Origin of the sequence: Amycolatopsis sp. FBCC-B4732, assembly GCF_023008405.1 — a bacterium.
Lineage (GTDB): Bacteria > Actinomycetota > Actinomycetes > Mycobacteriales > Pseudonocardiaceae > Amycolatopsis > Amycolatopsis pretoriensis_A.
The window spans coordinates 7,728,277-7,746,974 of record NZ_CP095376.1; the positions used below are offsets into that span (position 1 = coordinate 7,728,277).

At 72.6% G+C, this 18,698-nt stretch carries 21 protein-coding genes and 1 pseudogene; 7 read left to right on the top strand and 15 right to left on the bottom strand.

The window, feature by feature from the left end; translation table 11 throughout:
• Positions 1-99: 99 nt before the first annotated feature.
• The 7 genes from MUY14_RS34430 to MUY14_RS34460 all read right to left on the bottom strand — a co-directional run bounded on the left by MUY14_RS34430 (position 100) and on the right by MUY14_RS34460 (position 5,127).
• Positions 100-663 carry a cadmium resistance transporter gene (locus tag MUY14_RS34430; protein ID WP_247015475.1) on the bottom strand — a complete coding sequence of 188 codons (564 nt, stop codon included), beginning with the start codon at positions 661-663 and terminating at the stop codon, positions 100-102.
• Positions 660-2,081, bottom strand: coding sequence for an aromatic amino acid lyase (locus MUY14_RS34435; protein WP_247015477.1), 1,422 nt, complete (start codon positions 2,079-2,081; stop codon positions 660-662). Before MUY14_RS34435 ends, MUY14_RS34430 begins: the two co-directional genes overlap by 4 nt.
• Complete coding sequence (locus tag MUY14_RS34440; RefSeq protein WP_247015479.1) at positions 2,078-3,085, bottom strand: ornithine cyclodeaminase family protein; 1,008 nt, start codon at positions 3,083-3,085, stop codon at positions 2,078-2,080. The genes MUY14_RS34435 and MUY14_RS34440 overlap by 4 nt, the downstream gene beginning before the upstream one ends.
• Positions 3,082-3,624 (bottom strand): YbaK/EbsC family protein, encoded by a 543-nt coding sequence (locus MUY14_RS34445; RefSeq protein ID WP_247015481.1) that lies wholly within the window; start codon positions 3,622-3,624, stop codon positions 3,082-3,084. The genes MUY14_RS34440 and MUY14_RS34445 overlap by 4 nt, the downstream gene beginning before the upstream one ends.
• A gap of 13 nt (positions 3,625-3,637) precedes the next feature.
• On the bottom strand, positions 3,638-3,931 hold the full coding sequence (locus MUY14_RS34450) for a DUF2516 family protein (RefSeq protein ID WP_247015483.1): 294 nt from the start codon (positions 3,929-3,931) through the stop codon (positions 3,638-3,640).
• 84 nt (positions 3,932-4,015) lie between these two features.
• Positions 4,016-4,705 carry a hypothetical protein gene (locus MUY14_RS34455; protein WP_247015485.1) on the bottom strand — a complete coding sequence of 230 codons (690 nt, stop codon included), beginning with the start codon at positions 4,703-4,705 and terminating at the stop codon, positions 4,016-4,018.
• Positions 4,702-5,127 carry a helix-turn-helix domain-containing protein gene (locus MUY14_RS34460; protein ID WP_247015487.1) on the bottom strand — a complete coding sequence of 142 codons (426 nt, stop codon included), beginning with the start codon at positions 5,125-5,127 and terminating at the stop codon, positions 4,702-4,704. Before MUY14_RS34460 ends, MUY14_RS34455 begins: the two co-directional genes overlap by 4 nt.
• 147 nt (positions 5,128-5,274) lie before the next feature.
• Between MUY14_RS34460 and MUY14_RS34465 the strand changes: the two genes are divergently transcribed.
• Entirely contained in the window at positions 5,275-6,423 is a 1,149-nt protein-coding gene (locus MUY14_RS34465) for a methyltransferase domain-containing protein (RefSeq protein ID WP_247015489.1), read from the top strand.
• 36 nt (positions 6,424-6,459) lie between these two features.
• On the opposite strand, the gene MUY14_RS34470 is transcribed toward MUY14_RS34465, so the two are convergent.
• From MUY14_RS34470 to MUY14_RS34480, 3 genes are read right to left on the bottom strand one after another with little or no spacing between them, the layout of a single operon-like run.
• On the bottom strand, positions 6,460-7,071 hold the full coding sequence (locus tag MUY14_RS34470) for a nucleoside kinase (protein ID WP_247015490.1): 612 nt from the start codon (positions 7,069-7,071) through the stop codon (positions 6,460-6,462).
• A gap of 1 nt (position 7,072) precedes the next feature.
• Positions 7,073-7,462 carry a zf-TFIIB domain-containing protein gene (locus MUY14_RS34475; RefSeq protein ID WP_281506341.1) on the bottom strand — a complete coding sequence of 130 codons (390 nt, stop codon included), beginning with the start codon at positions 7,460-7,462 and terminating at the stop codon, positions 7,073-7,075.
• A gap of 39 nt (positions 7,463-7,501) precedes the next feature.
• Positions 7,502-7,870, bottom strand: a complete 369-nt coding sequence (locus MUY14_RS34480) for a VOC family protein (RefSeq protein ID WP_247015494.1) — start codon at positions 7,868-7,870, stop codon at positions 7,502-7,504.
• Positions 7,871-7,957: 87 nt separating this feature from the next.
• Here MUY14_RS34480 and MUY14_RS34485 point away from each other — a divergent pair, with 87 nt between their 5' ends.
• Positions 7,958-8,422 (top strand): CGNR zinc finger domain-containing protein, encoded by a 465-nt coding sequence (locus tag MUY14_RS34485; protein ID WP_247015496.1) that lies wholly within the window; start codon positions 7,958-7,960, stop codon positions 8,420-8,422.
• A 271-nt stretch (positions 8,423-8,693) separates the two neighbouring features.
• Here the strand turns inward: MUY14_RS34485 and MUY14_RS34490 are convergent, their stop codons facing one another.
• A complete protein-coding gene (locus MUY14_RS34490; protein ID WP_247015498.1) occupies positions 8,694-9,992 on the bottom strand; it encodes a DUF445 domain-containing protein in 1,299 nt (432 codons plus the stop codon).
• Positions 9,993-10,021: 29 nt separating this feature from the next.
• Between MUY14_RS34490 and MUY14_RS34495 the strand changes: the two genes are divergently transcribed.
• Together MUY14_RS34495 and MUY14_RS34500 are read left to right on the top strand one after the other, a co-directional pair.
• Positions 10,022-11,197, top strand: a complete 1,176-nt coding sequence (locus MUY14_RS34495) for a pyridoxal phosphate-dependent aminotransferase (protein ID WP_247015500.1) — start codon at positions 10,022-10,024, stop codon at positions 11,195-11,197.
• 359 nt (positions 11,198-11,556) lie between these two features.
• A complete protein-coding gene (locus MUY14_RS34500) occupies positions 11,557-12,729 on the top strand; it encodes a hypothetical protein (RefSeq protein ID WP_247015503.1) in 1,173 nt (390 codons plus the stop codon).
• Positions 12,730-13,230: 501 nt separating this feature from the next.
• On the opposite strand, the gene MUY14_RS34505 is transcribed toward MUY14_RS34500, so the two are convergent.
• Complete coding sequence (locus tag MUY14_RS34505) at positions 13,231-14,676, bottom strand: PLP-dependent aminotransferase family protein (RefSeq protein ID WP_247015505.1); 1,446 nt, start codon at positions 14,674-14,676, stop codon at positions 13,231-13,233.
• Positions 14,677-14,737: 61 nt separating this feature from the next.
• On the opposite strand from MUY14_RS34505, the gene MUY14_RS34510 reads away from it, so the two are divergent.
• Positions 14,738-15,364: a YitT family protein gene (locus MUY14_RS34510; RefSeq protein WP_247015506.1), complete on the top strand. Its 627-nt coding sequence runs from the start codon at positions 14,738-14,740 to the stop codon at positions 15,362-15,364.
• Here the strand turns inward: MUY14_RS34510 and MUY14_RS34515 are convergent.
• A complete protein-coding gene (locus MUY14_RS34515) occupies positions 15,361-15,888 on the bottom strand; it encodes a Clp protease N-terminal domain-containing protein (RefSeq protein ID WP_247015508.1) in 528 nt (175 codons plus the stop codon). The genes MUY14_RS34510 and MUY14_RS34515 overlap by 4 nt on opposite strands.
• Positions 15,888-16,097: a sigma factor-like helix-turn-helix DNA-binding protein gene (locus tag MUY14_RS34520; RefSeq protein ID WP_014154112.1), complete on the bottom strand. Its 210-nt coding sequence runs from the start codon at positions 16,095-16,097 to the stop codon at positions 15,888-15,890. Before MUY14_RS34520 ends, MUY14_RS34515 begins: the two co-directional genes overlap by 1 nt.
• Before the next feature lie 90 nt (positions 16,098-16,187).
• On the opposite strand from MUY14_RS34520, the gene MUY14_RS34525 reads away from it, so the two are divergent.
• Together MUY14_RS34525 and MUY14_RS34530 are read left to right on the top strand one after the other, a co-directional pair.
• Positions 16,188-16,973, top strand: coding sequence for a protein phosphatase 2C domain-containing protein (locus tag MUY14_RS34525; RefSeq protein WP_247015510.1), 786 nt, complete (start codon positions 16,188-16,190; stop codon positions 16,971-16,973).
• 36 nt (positions 16,974-17,009) lie between these two features.
• Positions 17,010-17,573: pseudogene (locus MUY14_RS34530) on the top strand (DUF998 domain-containing protein); the annotation flags it as partial.
• An 81-nt stretch (positions 17,574-17,654) separates the two neighbouring features.
• On the opposite strand, the gene MUY14_RS34535 reads toward MUY14_RS34530, so the two are convergent.
• A complete protein-coding gene (locus MUY14_RS34535) occupies positions 17,655-18,683 on the bottom strand; it encodes a D-cysteine desulfhydrase family protein (protein WP_247015512.1) in 1,029 nt (342 codons plus the stop codon).
• Positions 18,684-18,698 lie beyond the last annotated feature (15 nt).

The window sequence follows — 18,698 nt, forward strand, 5'->3', positions numbered from 1 at the left end:
TCTAGACAGCTCCACTTCACATCCGGAGGCCTTCACCTGTCTGCACGACAGGCCCCACCAGGTCACCTCAACTCGGGACAACGTCCCTGGACATCACAGCTAGAACACCCCGGCGAGGATCGACACCCCGAGCGCGACGAGCACCACGGGCAGCACGACGTGCCCCCACCGCGCGAGCACCCGGGCAACGGCGGGCCGGGTCGCGAGGAACCGCCCGGCCACGCACCAGACGGCGAGGCCCACGAGGAAGACCACGACGTACCCGGCCGGCCCGGCGGCCCCGCTCGCGGCGAAGGCGGGAACGTAGACGCCGACGTTGTCGCCCCCGTTGGCGAAGCACACGAGCGCGATCCCGAGCACCCCGGCGGCCGACGCGGTTTCGCCGTCCTCGGTGCGCCACGCCCGCCAAGCCGCGCGAAGGCCGAGCAGGATCGGCAGGACTCCCAGCCACCGGACGAACCCGCCGGGCAGCAGCCCGGCCCCGAGCGCCCCCGCGACGGAGACGGCGAGGATCGCGGCGAAGCCGAGGAACTGCCCGGCGACGACCTCGGCTTCTCCGCGCCGCCCGGCGGCTTGCCCGAAGAAGACGGCCAGGAGCACGAGATCGTCGACGTTGGTGACGGCGAACATCCCGGCAGCTTGGCCGATCAGCCCGAGGGTCACCCCAGTGCGTCCGGCAGTGCCTCGATCAACCGCTGGACCTCCGCCCCCAGCGCGCGGTCCGCCTCGACCACCGGCACCACCGACCGCACCCACTCGTAAGCCTCGCGCAGCCCCGGCACCCCCTCGGCCGCCAGATACCGCGCCTGTGAAGCCGTGACCAGCTCGCAAGCCGTGATCGCGAACAGGTGCGCGGCCGCCGCCCGCAGTTGCTCCCCTGCCGCCCAAGCGAACGCCTGCACGTCCTCCTGGCCGGCCGACGTGTCCACCGATCCCAGCGTCGCCGGCGTCGCCAGCCGCCGCAGCGCGTGCAGCTCGCCCGCCGCCCGCTTGTGCAGCGGCACCAGCCCCGCCTGGGGGCCCGGGTCCCGCGTCAACTGCGCCGGCAACCCGCTGAACCGCTCGTCCAGCAACCGGTGCTGCCGCTGCACCGAAACCTCGCCCAGATGCACGAGAGCCGCCGTCACCGCGTCCATCCGCAGGCCCAGGTCCACCGCGTGGTAGCCCGTCCCCGGGAGGAAAACGCCACCGACGAACGACGGGGAGTCGCCCGGCATCGTCGCCCACCGCTGGAAAGCCGACTCCAGCTCCGCGTTGACGCGCGAAGCGTGCGCCAGTGCCCGCGGCGCGACCCGCACCGAAAGCGGTGCCTGCACGACGCCCGCTCGTACGGGACCCGGGCCCGCCAGACCGCCCAGCGAAGACAACACCGACCGCAGGTGGTCGTCGCCGCCCGCCATGGCCGGGGAAAACACCTCCCGCGGGGCACCGAGGACGTCGATCGCCATCGCTTCGGTCAGCGTCTGCAGGCGGATGAGCTGCCGCGCGTCGGCCCAGCCGCGCTGCGCGTGCACCACCGCCAGCGGAGAACCCTGAAGCAGCGAAGCACCTTCCTTCGGCCCCAGCACGTACGGCGTGGCACCCCGCGAAGCGAGCGCCGTGGCCGCCGGGACTTCGACGCCGTCCTCGAGGACCGTGCCGATGCCGAGGAACGTCTGGAACGCGTGCGCCAGCGGGATGATCTCGCCCGAACTGCCGAGCCCGGACCGCGGGACGGCGGGCGTGAACCCGTCGTTGAGCCGGTCCACCAGGAACTGCACCAGCTCCGCGCTCACCCCCGACCAGGGCTGCAGGAAGTCCCGCAACCGCACGACGAGCAGCGCGCGCACGTCGGCCGGCGGCAGCCACGGCGGGCCGCCGACCGCGCGGCCGATCAGCAGGTTGCGCTGGTGCTCGGCCTGCTGCCGCGCGTCGAGCGCGACCCCCGCCAGGCGGCCCATCCCGGTGTTCACGCCGTAGACCGGGACGTCGCCCTCAAGCGCCGTCAAGACCTCTTCCCGGCGCCGTCGCAGCTCCTCTACCAGCGGTTTGTCCAGAACCAACCGTTCACCGTCGGCGAAACCGCTGTCGGTGACGATCATCGGTACGGGAGCATGGTGCCGACGCCGGAAGCCTCGGCACGGGTGAGGATCATGTCCGCCACCGCGACGTCCGTTGTGGACAGTCCGCGGTGCCAGAACAGGATCCGCTCGGCGTCGTGCTCGCGGCCCGGCTTCTTCCCGGCCACGACGTCGCCGATCTCGGCGTGGACCCCGTCCGCGGTGAGGAGGCCGGCGTTGAGCTGCGGGCGCAGGGCGCCGAACCGCGGGTTGCCGGACTGCGATTCGCGCCAGTCGTCGACGACGACCTTGTCGATGTCGTCGAGCAGCGTGAGCTCCAGCGCGCTGATCGTGCCGTAGGGCACCAGGAAGGTGCCCGGCCGGAGGAACTCGCGGCGCACCAGCGCTTCGGGCTCGACCAGCCGGGAGGCCTCGACCTGGATGTCCGCGCCGTCCAGGGTCTCCTCGGCCGTGGCGCAGACGCGGACGTCCTTGCCGAGCCGTTCGGACAGCCGGCGGCCGAAGTCTTCGCGGGACTCCGGGCGCTTGCTGGTCACGCGGATCTCGGCGAAGTCGAACAACGAGTCGAGGAGGACGACGTTCCACCAGGCGGTACCGCGGGCGCCGATGTGCCCGAGCACCCGGGAGTCCGGGCGCGCCAGGTACTTCGCGCCGACGGCGGTCATCGCGCCGGTGCGGGCCTCGGTGATCATCGTGCCGTCGACGATCGCCCGCGGCATGCCCGTGTCCGGGTCCAGCAGCAGGATCAACGCCATTTCGGAAGGGAGGCCCCGTTCGAAGTTCCCCACGAAGTCACCGACGACCTTCACGCCGCTGACCTGTTTCGCCGACAGGTGGCCGCGGAGGATGTTGAAGTGGCCCTTGCCGCCGTTGTCCGGCACGAGGTGCGTGCGCGGCTCGAAAACGACCTGGCCGCGGCCGTGGTCGGCGAGCACGTCCTCGACCGCGCCGACGATGTCCGCGTCCGTGATGCCGAGCGAGTCGATGTCGGCACCGGTCAGGTACCGGAGCCAGACCGACGTCACCGGGCGAGGTCCTCGATGACCTCGGCCCCGGGCAGCGAGGCCAGCGCGGCGCCGGAGATCAGCAGCTTGCTGCCGCGGATCCCGCTGCCGATGACGAGCTCGGGCGCGTCCGCGACGCGCCGGTCGAGCAGGATCGGCCACTCGGCGGGCAGGCCGACGGGCGTGATGCCGCCGTACTCCATGCCGGTCAGCGCGACGGCTTCGTCCATCGGCGCGAACGACGCCTTGCGGACGTCGAGGCGGCGCTTGATCACGCCGTTGACGTCGGCTCGGGTCGTCGCGAGCACGAGCGCGGCCGCGAACCGGACTTCGCCCGCGCGCTTGCCGGCGACGACGACGCAGTTGGCGGACGCCTCGAGCGGCGAGCCGTAGGCCTCGCAGAAGGCGGCGGTGTCGGCCAGCGAAGGGTCGATCTCCGTGACGCCGACGGCGTCCGGGTCGGCCAGCGCGGCCAGCGCTTTGGCCACGGGCTCGGCGAGCAGGTCGGTACGGGTGGGTGCGGGAACGACGGTGAGGCTCCCGGCGATCGTCCAGGTCACCCCGACACCCTAGCTACCAGTTGGAGCCGCCGCGCTGGACCTCGATCAGCTTGGGGCGGACGTCCACGATGTAGACCAGCGCCGCGGCCATGGCGGGCACCCAGAAGATCATCCCCGGGCCCATGACGTCGAACAGCGCCATGGCGAGCGTCGCGGCGCCCGTGATCAGCATCCAGATCGGCTTGGTCTTGCGGTCGGCCGCGGAGTAGGCGTCCGCGCGCTGCAGCAACGCGTGCACGAAGGCGAAGAGGCCGACCAGCGCGCTGCCCCAGTGGACGACTTGGAGGATCCAGATGGCGACTAGCACAGCCACAGCTTACGGCAAACCGCCCGAACGACCCCGGCCCCGCCACCGGGCGTGCGGTGGCGGGGCCGGGCGTTCACGGCGTTGTTACTTGTCGGTCTTCGGCGCGGCCGGCTTCTTCGCGGCGGCGCTCGTGGTGGTGCTGGTGGTGGTGCGACGGGCCGGGGCGGCCGTCTTCGGAGCCGTCTTGTTCGCGACCTTGCGGCTCGCGGAACGGGTCTCGTGGGCGACGTCGTCACCCAGCTCCTCGATGGCGTCGGCGGCCTCGCCGGCGACCTCGGTCACCTTGCGGGCGGTCTTCTCGCCCACCGAGCGGGTGCGCTTGGTGAAGGTGCCCAGCACGCCGTCGACGCGCTCGCGGACCTCGGTGGTGACGCCCTCGACCTGACCCTGCGCGGTGGTCAGGGCCTCCTCGAGCTGCTCGATGGCCTTCTTGACCTGCGGCTGCGCGGCGAACTTGTCCCACGCCTGCTCGCCCGACTCGGCCAGCTTGTTGTACAGCTTGAGCGCGGCCTCGGTGTACTCGTCGATGACCTTGCGCAGCTCGGCCGGGTCCAGCTTCTCGCGGAGGCTCTCGACGTCGGTCGGCAGCTCCTGCAGGTTCTTGCGGGCGGTCTCGCCGCTCTTGGTCACGTTCTCGCGGGCCTTCGCGACGGCGTCGGTGACGGCGTGCGTGGCCAGGTTGCCGGCGCCGAGCGCGGCGAGCAGCGGGGTGCGGACCTGGTCGATGGCGGTGGTGACGGCCTTCTTGACGTCCTCGGTCTTGGGGGTGGTCATGCTGACTCCTTGGTGTCTGCGGCTGGCTTGGTGGCTGGGGTGTCCTCGGCGGGAGACGACTCGGCGGCCGGCCGTGCCGCGGCGTTCTCCCGGCGGAAGGACTCGTAAACGTCGAGCAGGACCTGCTTCTGCCGTTCGGTCAGCTCGGCGTCGGCGCGGATCGCGTCGCCCACCGGGCCGCCCGTCGGCAGATCGAGGATCCCGGCCTGCACGTACAGCGCTTCCGCCGAAATGCGCAGGCCCTTGGCGATCTGCTGCAGGATCTCCGCGCTGGGCTTGCGGACCCCGCGCTCGATCTGGCTCAGGTACGGGTTGGACACGCCGGCGAGCTTCGACAGCTGGCGCAACGAAATCTTCGCGGTGTTGCGCTGCTGGCGGATGTACTCGCCGATGTCGGAAGCGATGTCCGCGACCTTCTCCATGGGACCGCCGGATCCTGGCGGGGTCCCACCGGTTTCTGCCATCCGGTCACCTCCTCGCGACACCATCGACGGTACGCGCGAGTGCTAGCTATTGCAAGCACTCTGCTTGCAACCATCGGGTGTGACGCTCACCGCTAACGTGGTCCCATGACGCGCTCGGCCCGGCTGCGGCGGCGCCTCGTCGAGCACCTGCTCGACGAGGACGTCCTGCACGCCCCGGAGTGGATCGCCGCCTTCCGGGCGGTGCCCCGCCACGTCTTCCTGCCCCGGTTCTTCGTGCCGGCGGGCGGCCGGTGGGCGGCGGTCGACCACGCCGACCCAGGCTGGCTCGAGACGGTCTACTCGCGCGACGTGCTGGTGACGCAGCTCGACGACGACCCGGACCGCTGGGCCCTCGCCCGCCGCGACGGGCCGGTAGCGGGCACGCCGACGAGCTCGTCGAGCATGCCCTCGATCATGGCGATCATGCTGGAGGAGCTGCGGGTGCGCGACGGCGACCGCGTCCTCGAGATCGGCACCGGCACCGGCTACAACGCCGCGCTGCTGAGCCACCGCTGCGGCGCCGGCCAGGTGTCCACAGTGGACATCGACCCGGTGCTCGTCGCCCAGGCGCGCGAACGCCTGGCCGCCGCGGGCTACCACCCCGCGTGCGCGGTGGGCGACGGCGCGCTCGGCTTCCCGGCCGGCGTCCTCTTCGACCGCGTGCTGTGCACGGCGGCGGTGTCGTCGATCCCGCTGCCCTGGCTGGCGCAGACGAAACCGGGCGGCCTGGTCGTGACGACGTTGAACCGGCCGCTCGGCGCCGGGCTGGTCCGGCTCGTCGCGGGCGAAGACGGCTCGGGGCAGGGCCGCGTGCTGGCGCGCGACGGCCGGTTCATGCCGCTGCGCGCGCACCGGCTGCCCCACACCGAGCCGCTCCCGATGCCCTCTCGCGAAGACTGGGAGCAGACGCGGCTGCCGATGTCGGCGGTGCTGCAGCCCCGCCGTCAGTTCGAGTTCTTCGCCGGCCTGGCCCTGCCGGGCGTCCACCCGGTGCGCGACGGCGGCGACGAGGAAACCCCGAGCGTGGCGCTGGTCCACCCGGACGGCTCGTGGGTCCGCCACCGCAAGCGCGCCGGAGCCGACGAGGTGGCCCAGGGCGGCCCGCGCGCGCTGTGGGAACTGGCCGAGGCGGCCTACGTCGACTGGTGCGAGCTCGACAAGCCGGACCGCGACCGCTTCGGCGTGACGGTGACCGGCGCGCGCCAGGAGTTCTGGCTCGACGAACCCGGCGGCCGCACCTGGCCACTCGGCTGACCCGGCGCGCACTTTCACGTGAAAGTGCGCGCCGGGTCAGGGCAGCCGGGCCCGGATCCACTTCTCGACGTGGTCGGCCGCGGACTCCGCGGAGACCTCCGTCGTGTCGAGGAGCTCGACCCCCAGCTCGGCGGCGGACGTCCGGAGCCAGGCGGTGAACTCCAGCATCTCCTCGATCCGCGGCTCGTCCCACTCGCGCCAGGCCGGGCGGGCCCGCAGCCGCCGTCGCAGCGACTCCGGCGAGCCGACCAGCGCGAGGTAGTGGACGTCGCTGAAGAACGCGCGCTCCGGCAGCGGCTCGAACTCCGGGGGCGCGACGGTGCCGCAGAGCACGACCGGGCGGCCGTTCTGGTGCAGCATCGCCGCCATCCGGAGCCAGGCCGCGCGGAACGCCGGGACGTCGTCGCGGAGCGCGCCCGTCCAGAGGACGTCCTGCTCCAGCACGACGACGTCCCCGCCGAACCGGGACGCCAGCAGCGGCCCGAGCGTCGACTTGCCCGCGCCGCTCGGCCCGGTCAGCGCGAAGAGCGGCAGCTTCCGGAACCGCCACGTGTGCCCGCAGCGCGCGCACTCCAGCGTCGTGCCGGAGACGACCGGGCGCTCGGCCCGGTCGCCGCACGCCGGGCAGATCCGCAGGTCGAGACCCACCTCAGTCGAAGAGGTTCTCGAGGAAGCTGCGCTTGCGGTGACCGTGCCCGTACGGGCGCGGCGAATCCGAGTAACCCCCGCGGTGCGGCCGCGGGGAGTCCGAATAGCCCCCGCGGTGCGGCCGTGGCGAGTCCGAGTAGCCGCCCCGGTACCCCTTCGGCGAATCCGGGTGGCCGCCGCGGTACGGGCGCGGCGAGTCGGGACGGCCGTGGTGCGCCGTCGGACCGGACTGGTACTGCGGCGGCTGCCCGCCGTAGAACGAGCTTTCCGCACCGACGATCGCTTCGAGCTCACCGCGGTCCAGGAAGATCCCGCGGCAGCCGTCGCACTGGTCGATGTGGATGCCGTTCTTGTCGACGGTCCGCATCTGGTTCTGACACTTCGGACAAATCACACATCAGAGCCTACGCATGTTCGGCCCCGCTGTCCCTCAGCACGCGCAGAGGCAGAACGGGTGCCCGGCCGGGTCGGCGTAGACGCGGAACGTCTTCGGCTCGTCGTCCAGCAGTTTCGCGCCGAGGCCGAGCACGCGCTCGTGCGCGGCTTCGAGGTCGGTCACGTTCAGGTCGAGGTGCAGCTGCTGCGGGTTCTCCGCGGACGGCCACGACGGCGGCCGGTGGTCGGGCACCCGCTGGAACGCGAGCCCGGCGCCGCCGAGCGGGTTGGCCAGCGTGACCCAGTGCCCGTCTTCGGCGACTTCGGGCGCGTCCCACTCCAGCACCGAGCGGTAGAACCCGGCCAGCGCCACCGGATCCGGGCAGTCGAGGGCCACCACACCCAGCGTCGGTACCGCTCCCATGCGTCCGCTCCCTTCGTAGTAACCGTTGACGGAAGTATGGAGGTTAGCCGACGCGGGGGCAACCACCGGCCGCCGTACACTCGGTACGTGCACACCGACGCCTCCCTCGTGGTGGAGTTCCTCAACACGGTCAACGTCGAAGAGGGCACGGACCTGCTCGAAGATCCCGGGCAGTGGCGCGAGTGGGCAGCCGGGCACGCGTTGCGGCCGAACCCGGCCCCCGAAGCCCGCGCGGCCCGCGACGCCCTGCGCGCGGCGATCGGCGACCCCCGCCTCCCGCCCGGCAGCCTCGACGTCGGCACGAGGATTTCCCTGACCGACGACGGCCCGGCCCTGGTCGCGGAGGACGCGGTCGGCGCGGTGTTCGCGGCCTGCGCCCGCCTGGTCGTCCGCGGCGACTGGATCAGGCTGAAGATCTGCCCGGCGGACACGTGCCTGTGGGCGTTCTACGACGAGTCCCGCAACCGCTCGCGGACGTGGTGCTCGATGCGGGTGTGCGGCAACCGCGAGAAGGCCCGCGGCTGGCGAGCCCGCACGGCCGCGGCCGGCTGACCAGCCCCGCACCCCGTCCGCCCCGCGCCGCGTCCGGCCCGGCCGGCGGCCCCCAGCCCCGGCTCTCATCCGAGCGGCGGCCCCACGAACGGCTGTGGACAACCACCCTGCCCGCCACCACATGTCCACACCCCGGCCACCCACACCCCCACACGTTGTGGACAGTCATTAGGCCATCACCGTGAAAACCTGTGGATAACCCGGGGGATAACTCAGCTTCCTGTGGACAACTGGTTTGAAGCTCCCCCAGGTGTGGTATACGGCCAACTCCTCAAAACAGCAGCTCCGCGACGGCGTAGATGACCAGCCCGGCCAGCGCACCCACGACCGTGCCGTTGATCCGGATGAACTGCAGGTCGCGCCCCACCTGGAGCTCGATCTTCCGCGACGTCTCCTCGGCGTCCCACCGCTCGACCGTGTCGGTGATGATCGTCGTGATCTCGCCCGAGTAGTTCTTCACCAGGTAAGCCGCGGCGCCCTCGACCCAGCCGTCGGCCTTCGCGCGCAGCTGGTCGTCGTCCGCCAGCCGGGAACCCAGCGACACCAGGCCCAGCCGGACGCGGCGGCGCAGCTCGCTCGACGGGTCCTCGGCGGCCGTCAGGAGCATCTCCTTCGCCGTGCTCCACGCCGAGCCGATCAGGCGCTGGACCTCCTCGTGGTGCACGATCTGGCCCTTGACCTGCTCGGCGCGGGCCATCACCTCCGGGTTGGTCTGCAGGTCCTGAGCGAACTCGCCGAGGAACTTGTCCAGCGCGAGCCGCATCGGGTGGTTGACGTCGGTCTTCACCGCCCATGCGAACGACAGGACCTCGCCGTACACCTTGTCCGCGAGCATCTCGTCGACGAACTTCGGCGACCAGCTCGGCGCCCGGTCGGACACCACGCGCAGCATCGTCGTGTGGTTGTCGCGGACCCACTCGTACGCCTGGTCGCACATCAGGTCCACGAGCTTGTGGTGCGCGCCGTCGGCGAAGACGCCCTGGAGGATCTTGCCCAGCGGCGGGCCCCACGGCTTGTCGATGATCCGCCGCGCGACCGCCTGCTCCATGATCGCCTGGACGTCTTCGTCGCGCAGGACGCGGACCGCCGCACGGACGACCGTGGCCAGCTCGGACGTCACGCGCTCGGCGTTCTCCTCCTGCGCCAGCCAGCCGCCGAGCCGCCGCGCGATCTCGACGCGCTTGAGCTTGTCGCGCACGACCTCCTCGGACAGGAAGTTCGAGCCGACGAAGTCGCCGAGGCTGCTGCCCAGCGCGTCCTTCTTGTTCGGGATGATCGCCGTGTGCGGGATCTTCAGCCCGAGCGGGTGCCGGAACAGCGCCGTGACGGCGAACCAGTCGGCCAGCGCGCCGACCATGCCGGCTTCGGCGGCGGCCCGCACGTAGCCGACCCAGCCCGGCCAGCCGGCCGACTGGGCCCAGCTGGTCAGCAGGAACACGACGGTGGCGCCGAGCAGGAAGGACAGCGCGACCAGCTTCATCTTGCGCAGCGCGCGCCGCTTTTCCTCTTCACCGGCGGGGCCGCCCGGCGGGTCGGCGGGCGTCACCTTGGCGGGGGTCAGTTGCTCCACATCACCATTGTCCGTGAGGATGGCTGATCGTGCGCGAACCTGCTCTCGTCCCCCGCCTCCGCCCGTTCACCTCGACCATCTTCGCCGAGATGACGGCGCTCGCGGTCAAGCACGACGCCGTCAACCTCGGCCAGGGCTTCCCGGACACCGACGGCCCGGCCGGGATGCTCGACGCCGCCAAGAACGCGCTGTTCGGCGGGGCGAACCAGTACCCGCCCGGGCCCGGGCGCCCCGAGCTGCGCGCCGCGATCGCGCGGCACCGGCTGCGCTACGGCACCGAGTACGACCCGGACACCGAGATCCTGGTCACCGCGGGCGCGACCGAGGCCATCACCGCGACGCTGCTGGCGCTGACCGAAGCCGGCGACGAGGTCATCGTCATCGAGCCGTACTACGACTCCTACGCCGCCGCGGTCGCGATGGCGGGCGCCGAGCGCAAGGTCGTCGGGCTGGTCGAGGGCGAGGACGGCCGCTTCGGCCTCGACGTCGCCGGGCTGCGCGCCGCCGTCACGCCCCGGACCAGGGCGATCCTGGTGAACTCGCCGCACAACCCGACCGGCACGGTGTTCACGCGGGCCGAGCTGGAGGCGTTGGCCGCGCTGTGCGTCGAGCACGACCTGATCGCGATCTGCGACGAGGTCTACGAACACCTGGTCTTCGACGTGTCGAGCGGAGTGGAGCACATCCCGCTGGTCACGCTGCCCGGCATGCGGCCGCGGACGGTGAGCATCTCGAGCGCCGGCAAGACGTTCAACTGCACCGGCTGGAAGATCGGCTGGGTCTGCTCGACCCCGGAGCTGGTCGCGGCGGTGAAAGCGGCGAAGCAGTTCATCACGTTCGTCTCGGGCGGCCCGCTGCAGCCGGCGGTGGCGCACGCGCTCGACCACGAGCTCCCCTGGGTCGACGGCCTGCGCGATTCCCTGGCGGAGAAGCGCGACCGGCTGTCGGCGGGCCTCGCGGACGCCGGGTTCGCGGTCCGCCCGACGGCGGGGACGTACTTCGTGTGCGTCGACGTCCGGCCGCTGGGATTCACCGACGCGGCCGACCTCGCGTGGGAACTGCCGGGCCGCGTCGGGGTCGCCGCGGTCCCCGTGAAGGTGTTCACCGATCACCCGGACGAGTGGAAACACCTCCTGCGTTTCGCGTTCTGCAAGCGCAACGAAGTCATCGACGAAGCCATCACCCGATTGCGCAAACTCGTCTGACGACTTGAGGCGTGTCCCACATCCCGGAAACCGCCTCGCTCGGGCACGCACCGTTTCCGAAGTGATACCGAAGGCGAGTGCGATCGCGGAAACATCAGGTCAACGGCCGGACGGGAAAAGTGCGCCACTCCTCCGAATGGCCGCACGAGAACACCCGAACGGCACTGAGAGTGATCAACTTGTCGGCCGTAGATACCTTGCCCGGTAGGGCCGTTCCGCCTTACGGGCTGGATCGAACGCGGGAGAGATGAAAGACTCCCGAGCGGTGCTAGAAAGAGTGCAGCCCCGGGGGAACTGCGACCTGGCCGGAGAAAGACCCCAGCGAGTACAGACAACAGGCGCGGACGGTGGTGGTGGCGGTGAGCAGCACGGCGGATTCGCGCCGCGGCGCCCCGAGCCGGCCCGCTTTCACAGCGGGTGAGGTGTCGCCGGGATCCCCTCGCACGCGCGGGCGCGCGCCGCGGCCCTGGGCGGCTTCGCTGCAGCGGCCCGCCGCCAAGATCCTCGTCGCCGGGGGCCTGACGCTCGCCGGGTGGCTGCTCACCGCGGCCCTGTCCGGGAACACCGCCGGTGCCGCCGAGCAGCCCGCCTGCCCGCAGGCGCCCGTCGCCTCCACTGTGGACCACGACCAGCCGTCCCTCCTGCACCACAAGCACCGCAAGAGCCACCGCGAGACCGGCGCCGCCACCTGCGCGCAGCAGCCGGGCGAAACCCCGGCCACCGAAGCGAAGCCCGCCCCCGCCAGCGAGCCGGCCGCCGAGACCGAGCCGGCCGCGAAGACCCAGGCCGTCGAAGAAACCACCGCCGGGCAGCCCGCCGCCAAGACCACGGAAGCCACCCGGAATCCCGGCCTCCTCGGTGGCCTGGTCGGCGGTGTCCTCGACGTCGTCGGCGGCACGCTCTCCACGGTCACGACGACGGTCAGCGGCACCCTCAGCACGGTCGGCGCCGTCACGGACACGCTGTCCCACACGGTGCTCGCCCCGCTCACCCAGCCGCCCGCGGACAACCCCGACGCGCCCGTCCTGCTCCCGCTCGACGACGTCCTCTCCCCCGTCCTCAACGGCGGCTCGAACTCGGGCGGCGCGACCGCCACCGTCCCGGCCGCGACCGCGACCACGGCCACCGCGGTCGCGGCGACCGAAGCACCGGCCACCACGACCGACGCCGTGACCGCTGAAGCCGCGACGCAGAACATCGGCCGCAGCACGGCCCTCGCGCACTTCATCGTCGTCCGGCACGAGCAGCCGCGGCAGGCCGGGCAGGACCAGCCGCGCGACTCCGGCGTGCACGCCCGCGACGGCGGCGGCGGCGATTCCACTCCCGGCCTGCCCGGCGGCAGCACCGCCCCGAGCGCGCCGGCTCCCACCGCCGCTCCCGGTCACGACGGTCCCGGCGGGGCGCGCCACGCGTTCGCCGTCCACACCGACGACGTGACCACCACCCAGCTGAAGCTCATCGGTGCCAGCCGCGACCACGACGTCGACGGCGCGGGCAGGGAAGCCGCCCTGCCCACCACCTCCCCCGACTGACCCCGCACCGGGCAGCCGGGGACACCTGCGTCCAAATCAAGATCGACCAGACGCACGTCCACGCCTTTGACGCGTGACGAATCCCCTGCTCCAGTACGCAACCCGTGACTCTTTCACGTCTCGTGGCGCACTATCGCGCCCGACGTACCCCAGGGGTGCACAACCATGCGAAACCACAGTCTTTCCGACCGGCCGACCGCGCCCGGCCGGGTCGGATCCCGGTCCCGGCGCCGCGCTGCCCCCGCGGCGCCGGGACCCACACCGGACGCGCTCCGGGAGCCCTTGCTCACCGCGCCGAGCGAGGACTCGCAGTACCGAGAGCACGTCTGAGCCGCGGGCTTCCCGGCACGTCGAGGGGCTGTGCCGGGAAGCCAGCGGTTACCCGCGAGCGGGGTCACGTCCGCGAACGGGGGTGTGAACCGAGAACCGGTGCGCTGGATGCACATGAACGCCGCCCATCCCTGGGAGCAGGCTCGCATCCAGCGCACCGGTTCTTCGTTTTCAGGCGATCGGCGCGGCCAGCGACTCCGGCGTCCCCCGGACCGACGCTTCCGCCGTGCGCAGCCGCCGGACGGCCTGCTCCATCGTTTCCGGCGGCAGCGAAAACGGCAGCCGGATCCACCGCTCCAGGCCGCCGTGGACGCCGAAGCGCGAGCCCGGCGCCACCTGGACGCCGTGGCTCGCCGCCGCGACCGCGAGCCGCGAACTCACCGGCTCCGGCAGCCGGCACCACAGCGACAAGCCGCCCCTCGGCAGCGTGAACGTCCAGTCCGGGAGGTGCCGGTGCACCGCTTCGGCCAGGGCGTCGCGGTAGCCGCGCAGCTCTTCGCGACGGCGGGCGAGCGCGGTCTCGTCGTCGAGCAGCTCGGTCAGCACCAGCTGCTCGAACACCGGTGACCCCAGGTCGACCGCGTAGCGCGCCGAAACCAGCCGCCCGAGCAGGTCCTCCGACGCGCGGATCCAGCCGAGCCGCAGCCCGCCCCAGTGCGTCTTCGACGCCGAGCCCACGCAGATCGCCAGGTCGCCGGCGAACGCGGCCAGCGGCGGCGGCCCGTGCAGCGGGTCGCCCTCGAGGTCCAGCTCGACGAGCGTCTCGTCCACGACCACCGGCGTCCGCGCGCGGTTCAGCACCGCGCCGAGCCGTTCGCGGCCGCCCGCCTCGAGGCGCAGGCCGGTCGGGTTCTGGAAGTCCACGACGAGGTAGGCGAACCGCGGGGACGCCTGCCGCAGCGCCGCGTCGACGCCGGCGATGTCCCAGCCGCGCTCGCCGCTCGGGTCGAGAGCGACCGGCACCGGGATCGCGTGCGCGGCCCGGATCGCCTCCAGCGCGTTCGGGTACGTCGGCTGCTCGACCAGCACCCGGTCGCCCGGGCCGGCGAGCATGCGCAGGACCAGCACGAACGCGTGGTGCGCGCCGTTGGTGACCATGACCTGCGCGGGGGTCGTCGGCAGTCCGCGTTCGGTGTAGCGGCGGGCGATCCGCTCGCGCAGGCCGAGCAGGCCGCGCTCCTGGTAGCCGTGGTCGCCGAGGTGGTCGGCGAGCCGGGCGCGGGCCGCGTCGACCGCCGTCGCCGTGCCCGCGATCGCCGGCGAGGACGCGTGGGTGAAGTCGATCGCGCCGCCCTCGGCCGGGGCGAGCGGGCCGCGGCGGCGCCGTCCGGGCGCGGCGACCCACGACCCGGCCCCGCGCCGGCTCGCGACGAACCCGTTCTCCCGCAACCGGTCCAGGGCCGCGCCGATCAGCGTCCGGCTGGCGCCGAGCGCGTCGGCCAGCTCCCGTTCGGCGGGCAGCCGGGTGCCGAGCGGGAGCTGGCCGTCGAGCACTTGCAGCTCGATGGCCGCGGCCAGGTCGGCCGCGCCCTGCCGGGAGCCCTGCCGCCAGGACCCCAGCATAACGGCCAATCGCGGCCCGGAGATACGTCCACCCAGTGGGACAGCGGCTTCCATAAGGCCAATATCCTGGAATTGGCTATGGTTTACAAGACCACTTGCGGCGGATAGTGCAGGTGTGGCTCAGATCGACCTCCGGCCCGTCCGGATCACCCGTGACCCCGCCCGCCGCAGCGTGCAGCTGCTCGCGGGCCTCGCCCTCTACGGCACCAGTGTCGCCCTCGTCACCCGGGCCGGCCTCGGCCTCGAGCCGTGGAGCGTGCTGGCCGAAGGCGTGCTGAAGCACACCGGCCTGACGTTCGGCACGGTGACCGGCCTGATCTCCGTGGTCGTGCTCCTGCTGTGGATCCCGCTGCGCCAGCGGCCCGGCATCGGCACCATCGCGAACGTTGTCGTCATCTCGGTCATGGTCGACGCCGTCCGCGCGGTGGTCCCCGACCAGCACGACCTGGCCTGGCAGATCGCACTCCTGGTCGGCGGCATCGCGCTCAACGGCGTCGCGACCGCCACCTACGTCGGCGCCCGGCTCGGCCCCGGCCCGCGCGACGGCCTGATGACGGGCCTCGCCGGCCCCACCGGCTGGTCGGTCCGGCTGGTGCGCACCGGCATCGAGGTCGCCGTGGTCGCCGTCGGGTTCTTCCTCGGCGGGACGGTCGGCGTCGGCACCGTGCTCTACGCCCTCGCGATCGGCCCGCTCACCCAGGCGCTGCTGCCGTTCGTGGTGTGGCGCGAGCCCGCCGCTTAACCCGCTTTGCGCTCCTGGACGACCCGGCGCAGCGTCGCGTAGTCGGCGCCGCGCCGGGCGAGCACGTCGTCGGTGCCCCGCTGCCGGGCCAGCGCCAACAGGATGTGCTCCTGCCCCAGGTGCTTGTCCCCCATCCGCACCGCTTCCTTGAGGCTCAGCTCCAGAGTCTTCTTCGACTGGGCGGTGAACGGGACGTGCCCGCGCTTGGCCGGGCCGAGCCGGCCGGCCAGCGCCCCTTCGCCGTGGGTCTGCTCGACGCGCTCGACGATCTGCTCGATGTCGATGCCGAACTCCGTGAGCGCCTCGGCGTCGGCGTCGCTGACCCCGCCGCGGCGCCGGGTCCGCTCCAGCTCCGCGGCCAGGTCGTCGGTGGCGATGCCCAGCTCGGTGAGCAGCGGCACGCCGGTCTTGAGCAGCCCGGCCAGCAGGTCCGACGGTCCGACTTCGACCGAACCGGACGCCCGTGCCACCAGCTGCGCCTCGACGACCGCGAGTCGCGCGTCCGCCGTGAACCGTTCGAACATCAGTGCCTCCCGTACTTCTTGTGCACGGCCTGCCGGCTGACCCCCAGCTCGGCGGCGATTTCCTGCCACGACCAGCCCTGCACCCGCGCACTGCGGACCTGCACGGCCTCCAGTTGTTCCAGCAGCCGCCGGAGCGCGGCGACCGCGCGCAGCCCCACCCGGGGATCGCGATCACCCGCCCGGGCGGCCAAATCCGTCGCTTCCGTCATGACGTCAACCTACGTTGACATCACGAGCCTGTCAACCGAAGTTGACACGCTCAGCGCGAAGCCGCCGGAGGGTCGACGTACAGTCGGGTGATGCCCGAGATCTCGATCGCCGAGCGGGCCGGGGTGGGCGCCGACGGCCACCCACGCCCCACCGAAGACCACGTCGTCGTGCTGGCCAACGCGGTGCTGGTCCTCGACGGCGCCACTTCGTCGGACCCCTCGCTGCCGCCCGGCGGCTGGTACGCCGAGCGCCTCGCCCGCCACCTCGGCGACGGCCTCCGCGCGGCACCCGAAGCCGACCTGACCGAGGCGCTGACCAGCGCGATCGGCGAGGTCACCGCGGAAAACCGGCTCCGGCCGCGGCAGTCGCCGTCCAGCACGGTCGCCGCCGTGCGGTGGCTCGAAGACCGCGTCGACGCGCTGGTGCTGGCCGACAGCCCGGTGGTCGGGTTCGGCGGCTTCGGCGTCGACGTCGTCTCCGACGACCGGCTCGCCCGGCTGCGGCGGCACGGGCTGCTCCAGACCGGCGCCGACGTCCGCCGCCGCCGCAACGCCCACGACGGCTTCTGGGTCGCCGAAGCCGAACCCGGTGCCGCCGCGCACGCCGTCCGCCGCAGCTGGCCGCGGGCCGACGTCGAAGCCGTGCTGCTCGCCAGCGACGGCGTGTCCATCGGCGTCGACCAGTACGAGCTGTTCGGCTGGCGCGAGGTCCTCGCGAGCACCCGCGCCGAGGGGCCGGACGCCGTCCTGGACGCCGTCCGGACCGCGGAGAAGCAGGATCCCGACGGCGAACGCTGGCCGCGGCCGAAGCGCCACGACGACCAGGCGCTCGTCCTGGTCGACTTCACCTCCGGGGGAATTCAGGGTCTTCCCTGATCACGCGCCGTCCCGTTCTCCGAGAACCTGGACGGCATGGGGACGGAACAGGGGAAACGCACGAGACCGTGGCGGCTCGTCGCGCTGGGCGCGATCGGGTGGGGGCTCTTCACGGCCGTGGTGCTGCACATCATCAGCTCGCACGACCCGGTGTACGACACGCTGTCGAGCTACACGGTGACCGACCGGGGCGAGGGCATGCTCGGCGCGAGCGTGCTGTCGCTGGCCATCGGGTCGCTCGCGGTGCTCGGCGCGCTGCAGGTCGCCGGGGTACCGCTGTCGCGGACGACCCGGCTGCTGCTCGCGTTGTGGGCGCTCGGCATGGCCGCGGCCGCGATCTTCCCGGCCAGCTACCCCGAAGCGCCGGACCCGGTGAGCGGGGAGATCCACCTCTACGCGTGCCTGGTCGCGTTCTGCAGCCTGCCCGGCGCCGCTTTTTCGCTGCTGGAACCGCTGAAGGGCCACCCGGAACGCGTCGCGCTGGTCCGGGCGATCCGGGTCACCGCCGCGGCGTTCGCGCTCTTCGCGCTGAGCTTCGTGTTCGTGCGGCTGAGCGAGGCCGGCGTCGAGCCGTTCGGCATGATCTCCGACGTCGTCCCGATCGGCGTCACGCAGCGGGTGCTGCTGCTCGCCGACGTCGCCCTGCTGCTGACGCTGCTGCGGCTGGCGACCCGGCTCGAGTCAGCCTTCGACGGCCGCCGCGAATTCGGGGCCGTAGCCGTACAGGCCGGGCATGCCGCCGGTGTGCAGGAACACCACGTGGTCGTCCGGGGCGAAGTGGCCCGCCCATTCGACCAGCGCGGCGGCCACTTTGCCGGTGTAGACCGGATCGAGCACGACGCCCTCGGTGCGGCCGAAAAGCCGTAGCGCGTCCCAGACGGCGTCGGTCGGGATGCCGTAGCCGGGGCCGAGGGTGGAGTCGCCCAGCCGGACGTGGTCGAACGACGGCGGTTCGAGGCCGAGCAGCTCGGCCGCACCGGTGGTGAGCACGCGCAGGTTTTCGGTGGCCTCGTCCAGCGGGTGGCTGACGCAGGCGACGCCGACGCCGAGGTTCTTCAGGAGCGCGGTGGCCAGCACGACACCGGCCGCGGTGCCGCCGCTGGCGTGCGGGACGACGAGGTGGGCGCGCTCGACCCCGCGCTCGGCCAGCTGGTGGGCCAGTTCGAGGGTGGCGCGGACGTAGCCGAGCGCGCCGAGGTCGCTGGAGCCGCCGACCGGGATCGTGGCCACCTTCCGGCCCTCGGCGGCGGCTTCGGCGACCAGGCGGTCGTAGACCCGGCCGGTCTCTTCGCCGTCGGCGCAGACGTGGACGGTCGCGCCGAAGAGCTTGTCGAGCGGGACGTTGCCGCCGCGTTCGTAGGCGTCGCCGTCGCGCGGGACCTTCGCGGTGAGCACGAGTTCGCAGCGCAGCCCGAGCTTCGCGCACGCGGCCGCGGTCTGGCGGCCGTGGTTGGTCTGCAGCGCGCCGAAGGTGATCACGGTGCCGGCACCCGCCTGCCGGGCCGCGCCGAGGTGGTATTCGAGCTTGCGGAGCTTGTTGCCGCCGGCGCCGAGCGGGTGGACGTCGTCGCGCTTGAGCCAGAGGTTCCGCAGGCCGAGGGCTTCGCCGAGCCGGGGCGCTTCGTGCAGCGGGGTCGGCCAGCCGCCGAGGTCGACCCGGGGGATCGCGTCGAGGGCGGCGGCGGGGAAACCGGCGAAGTCGAACGTCATCAGCTCACTCTAGAG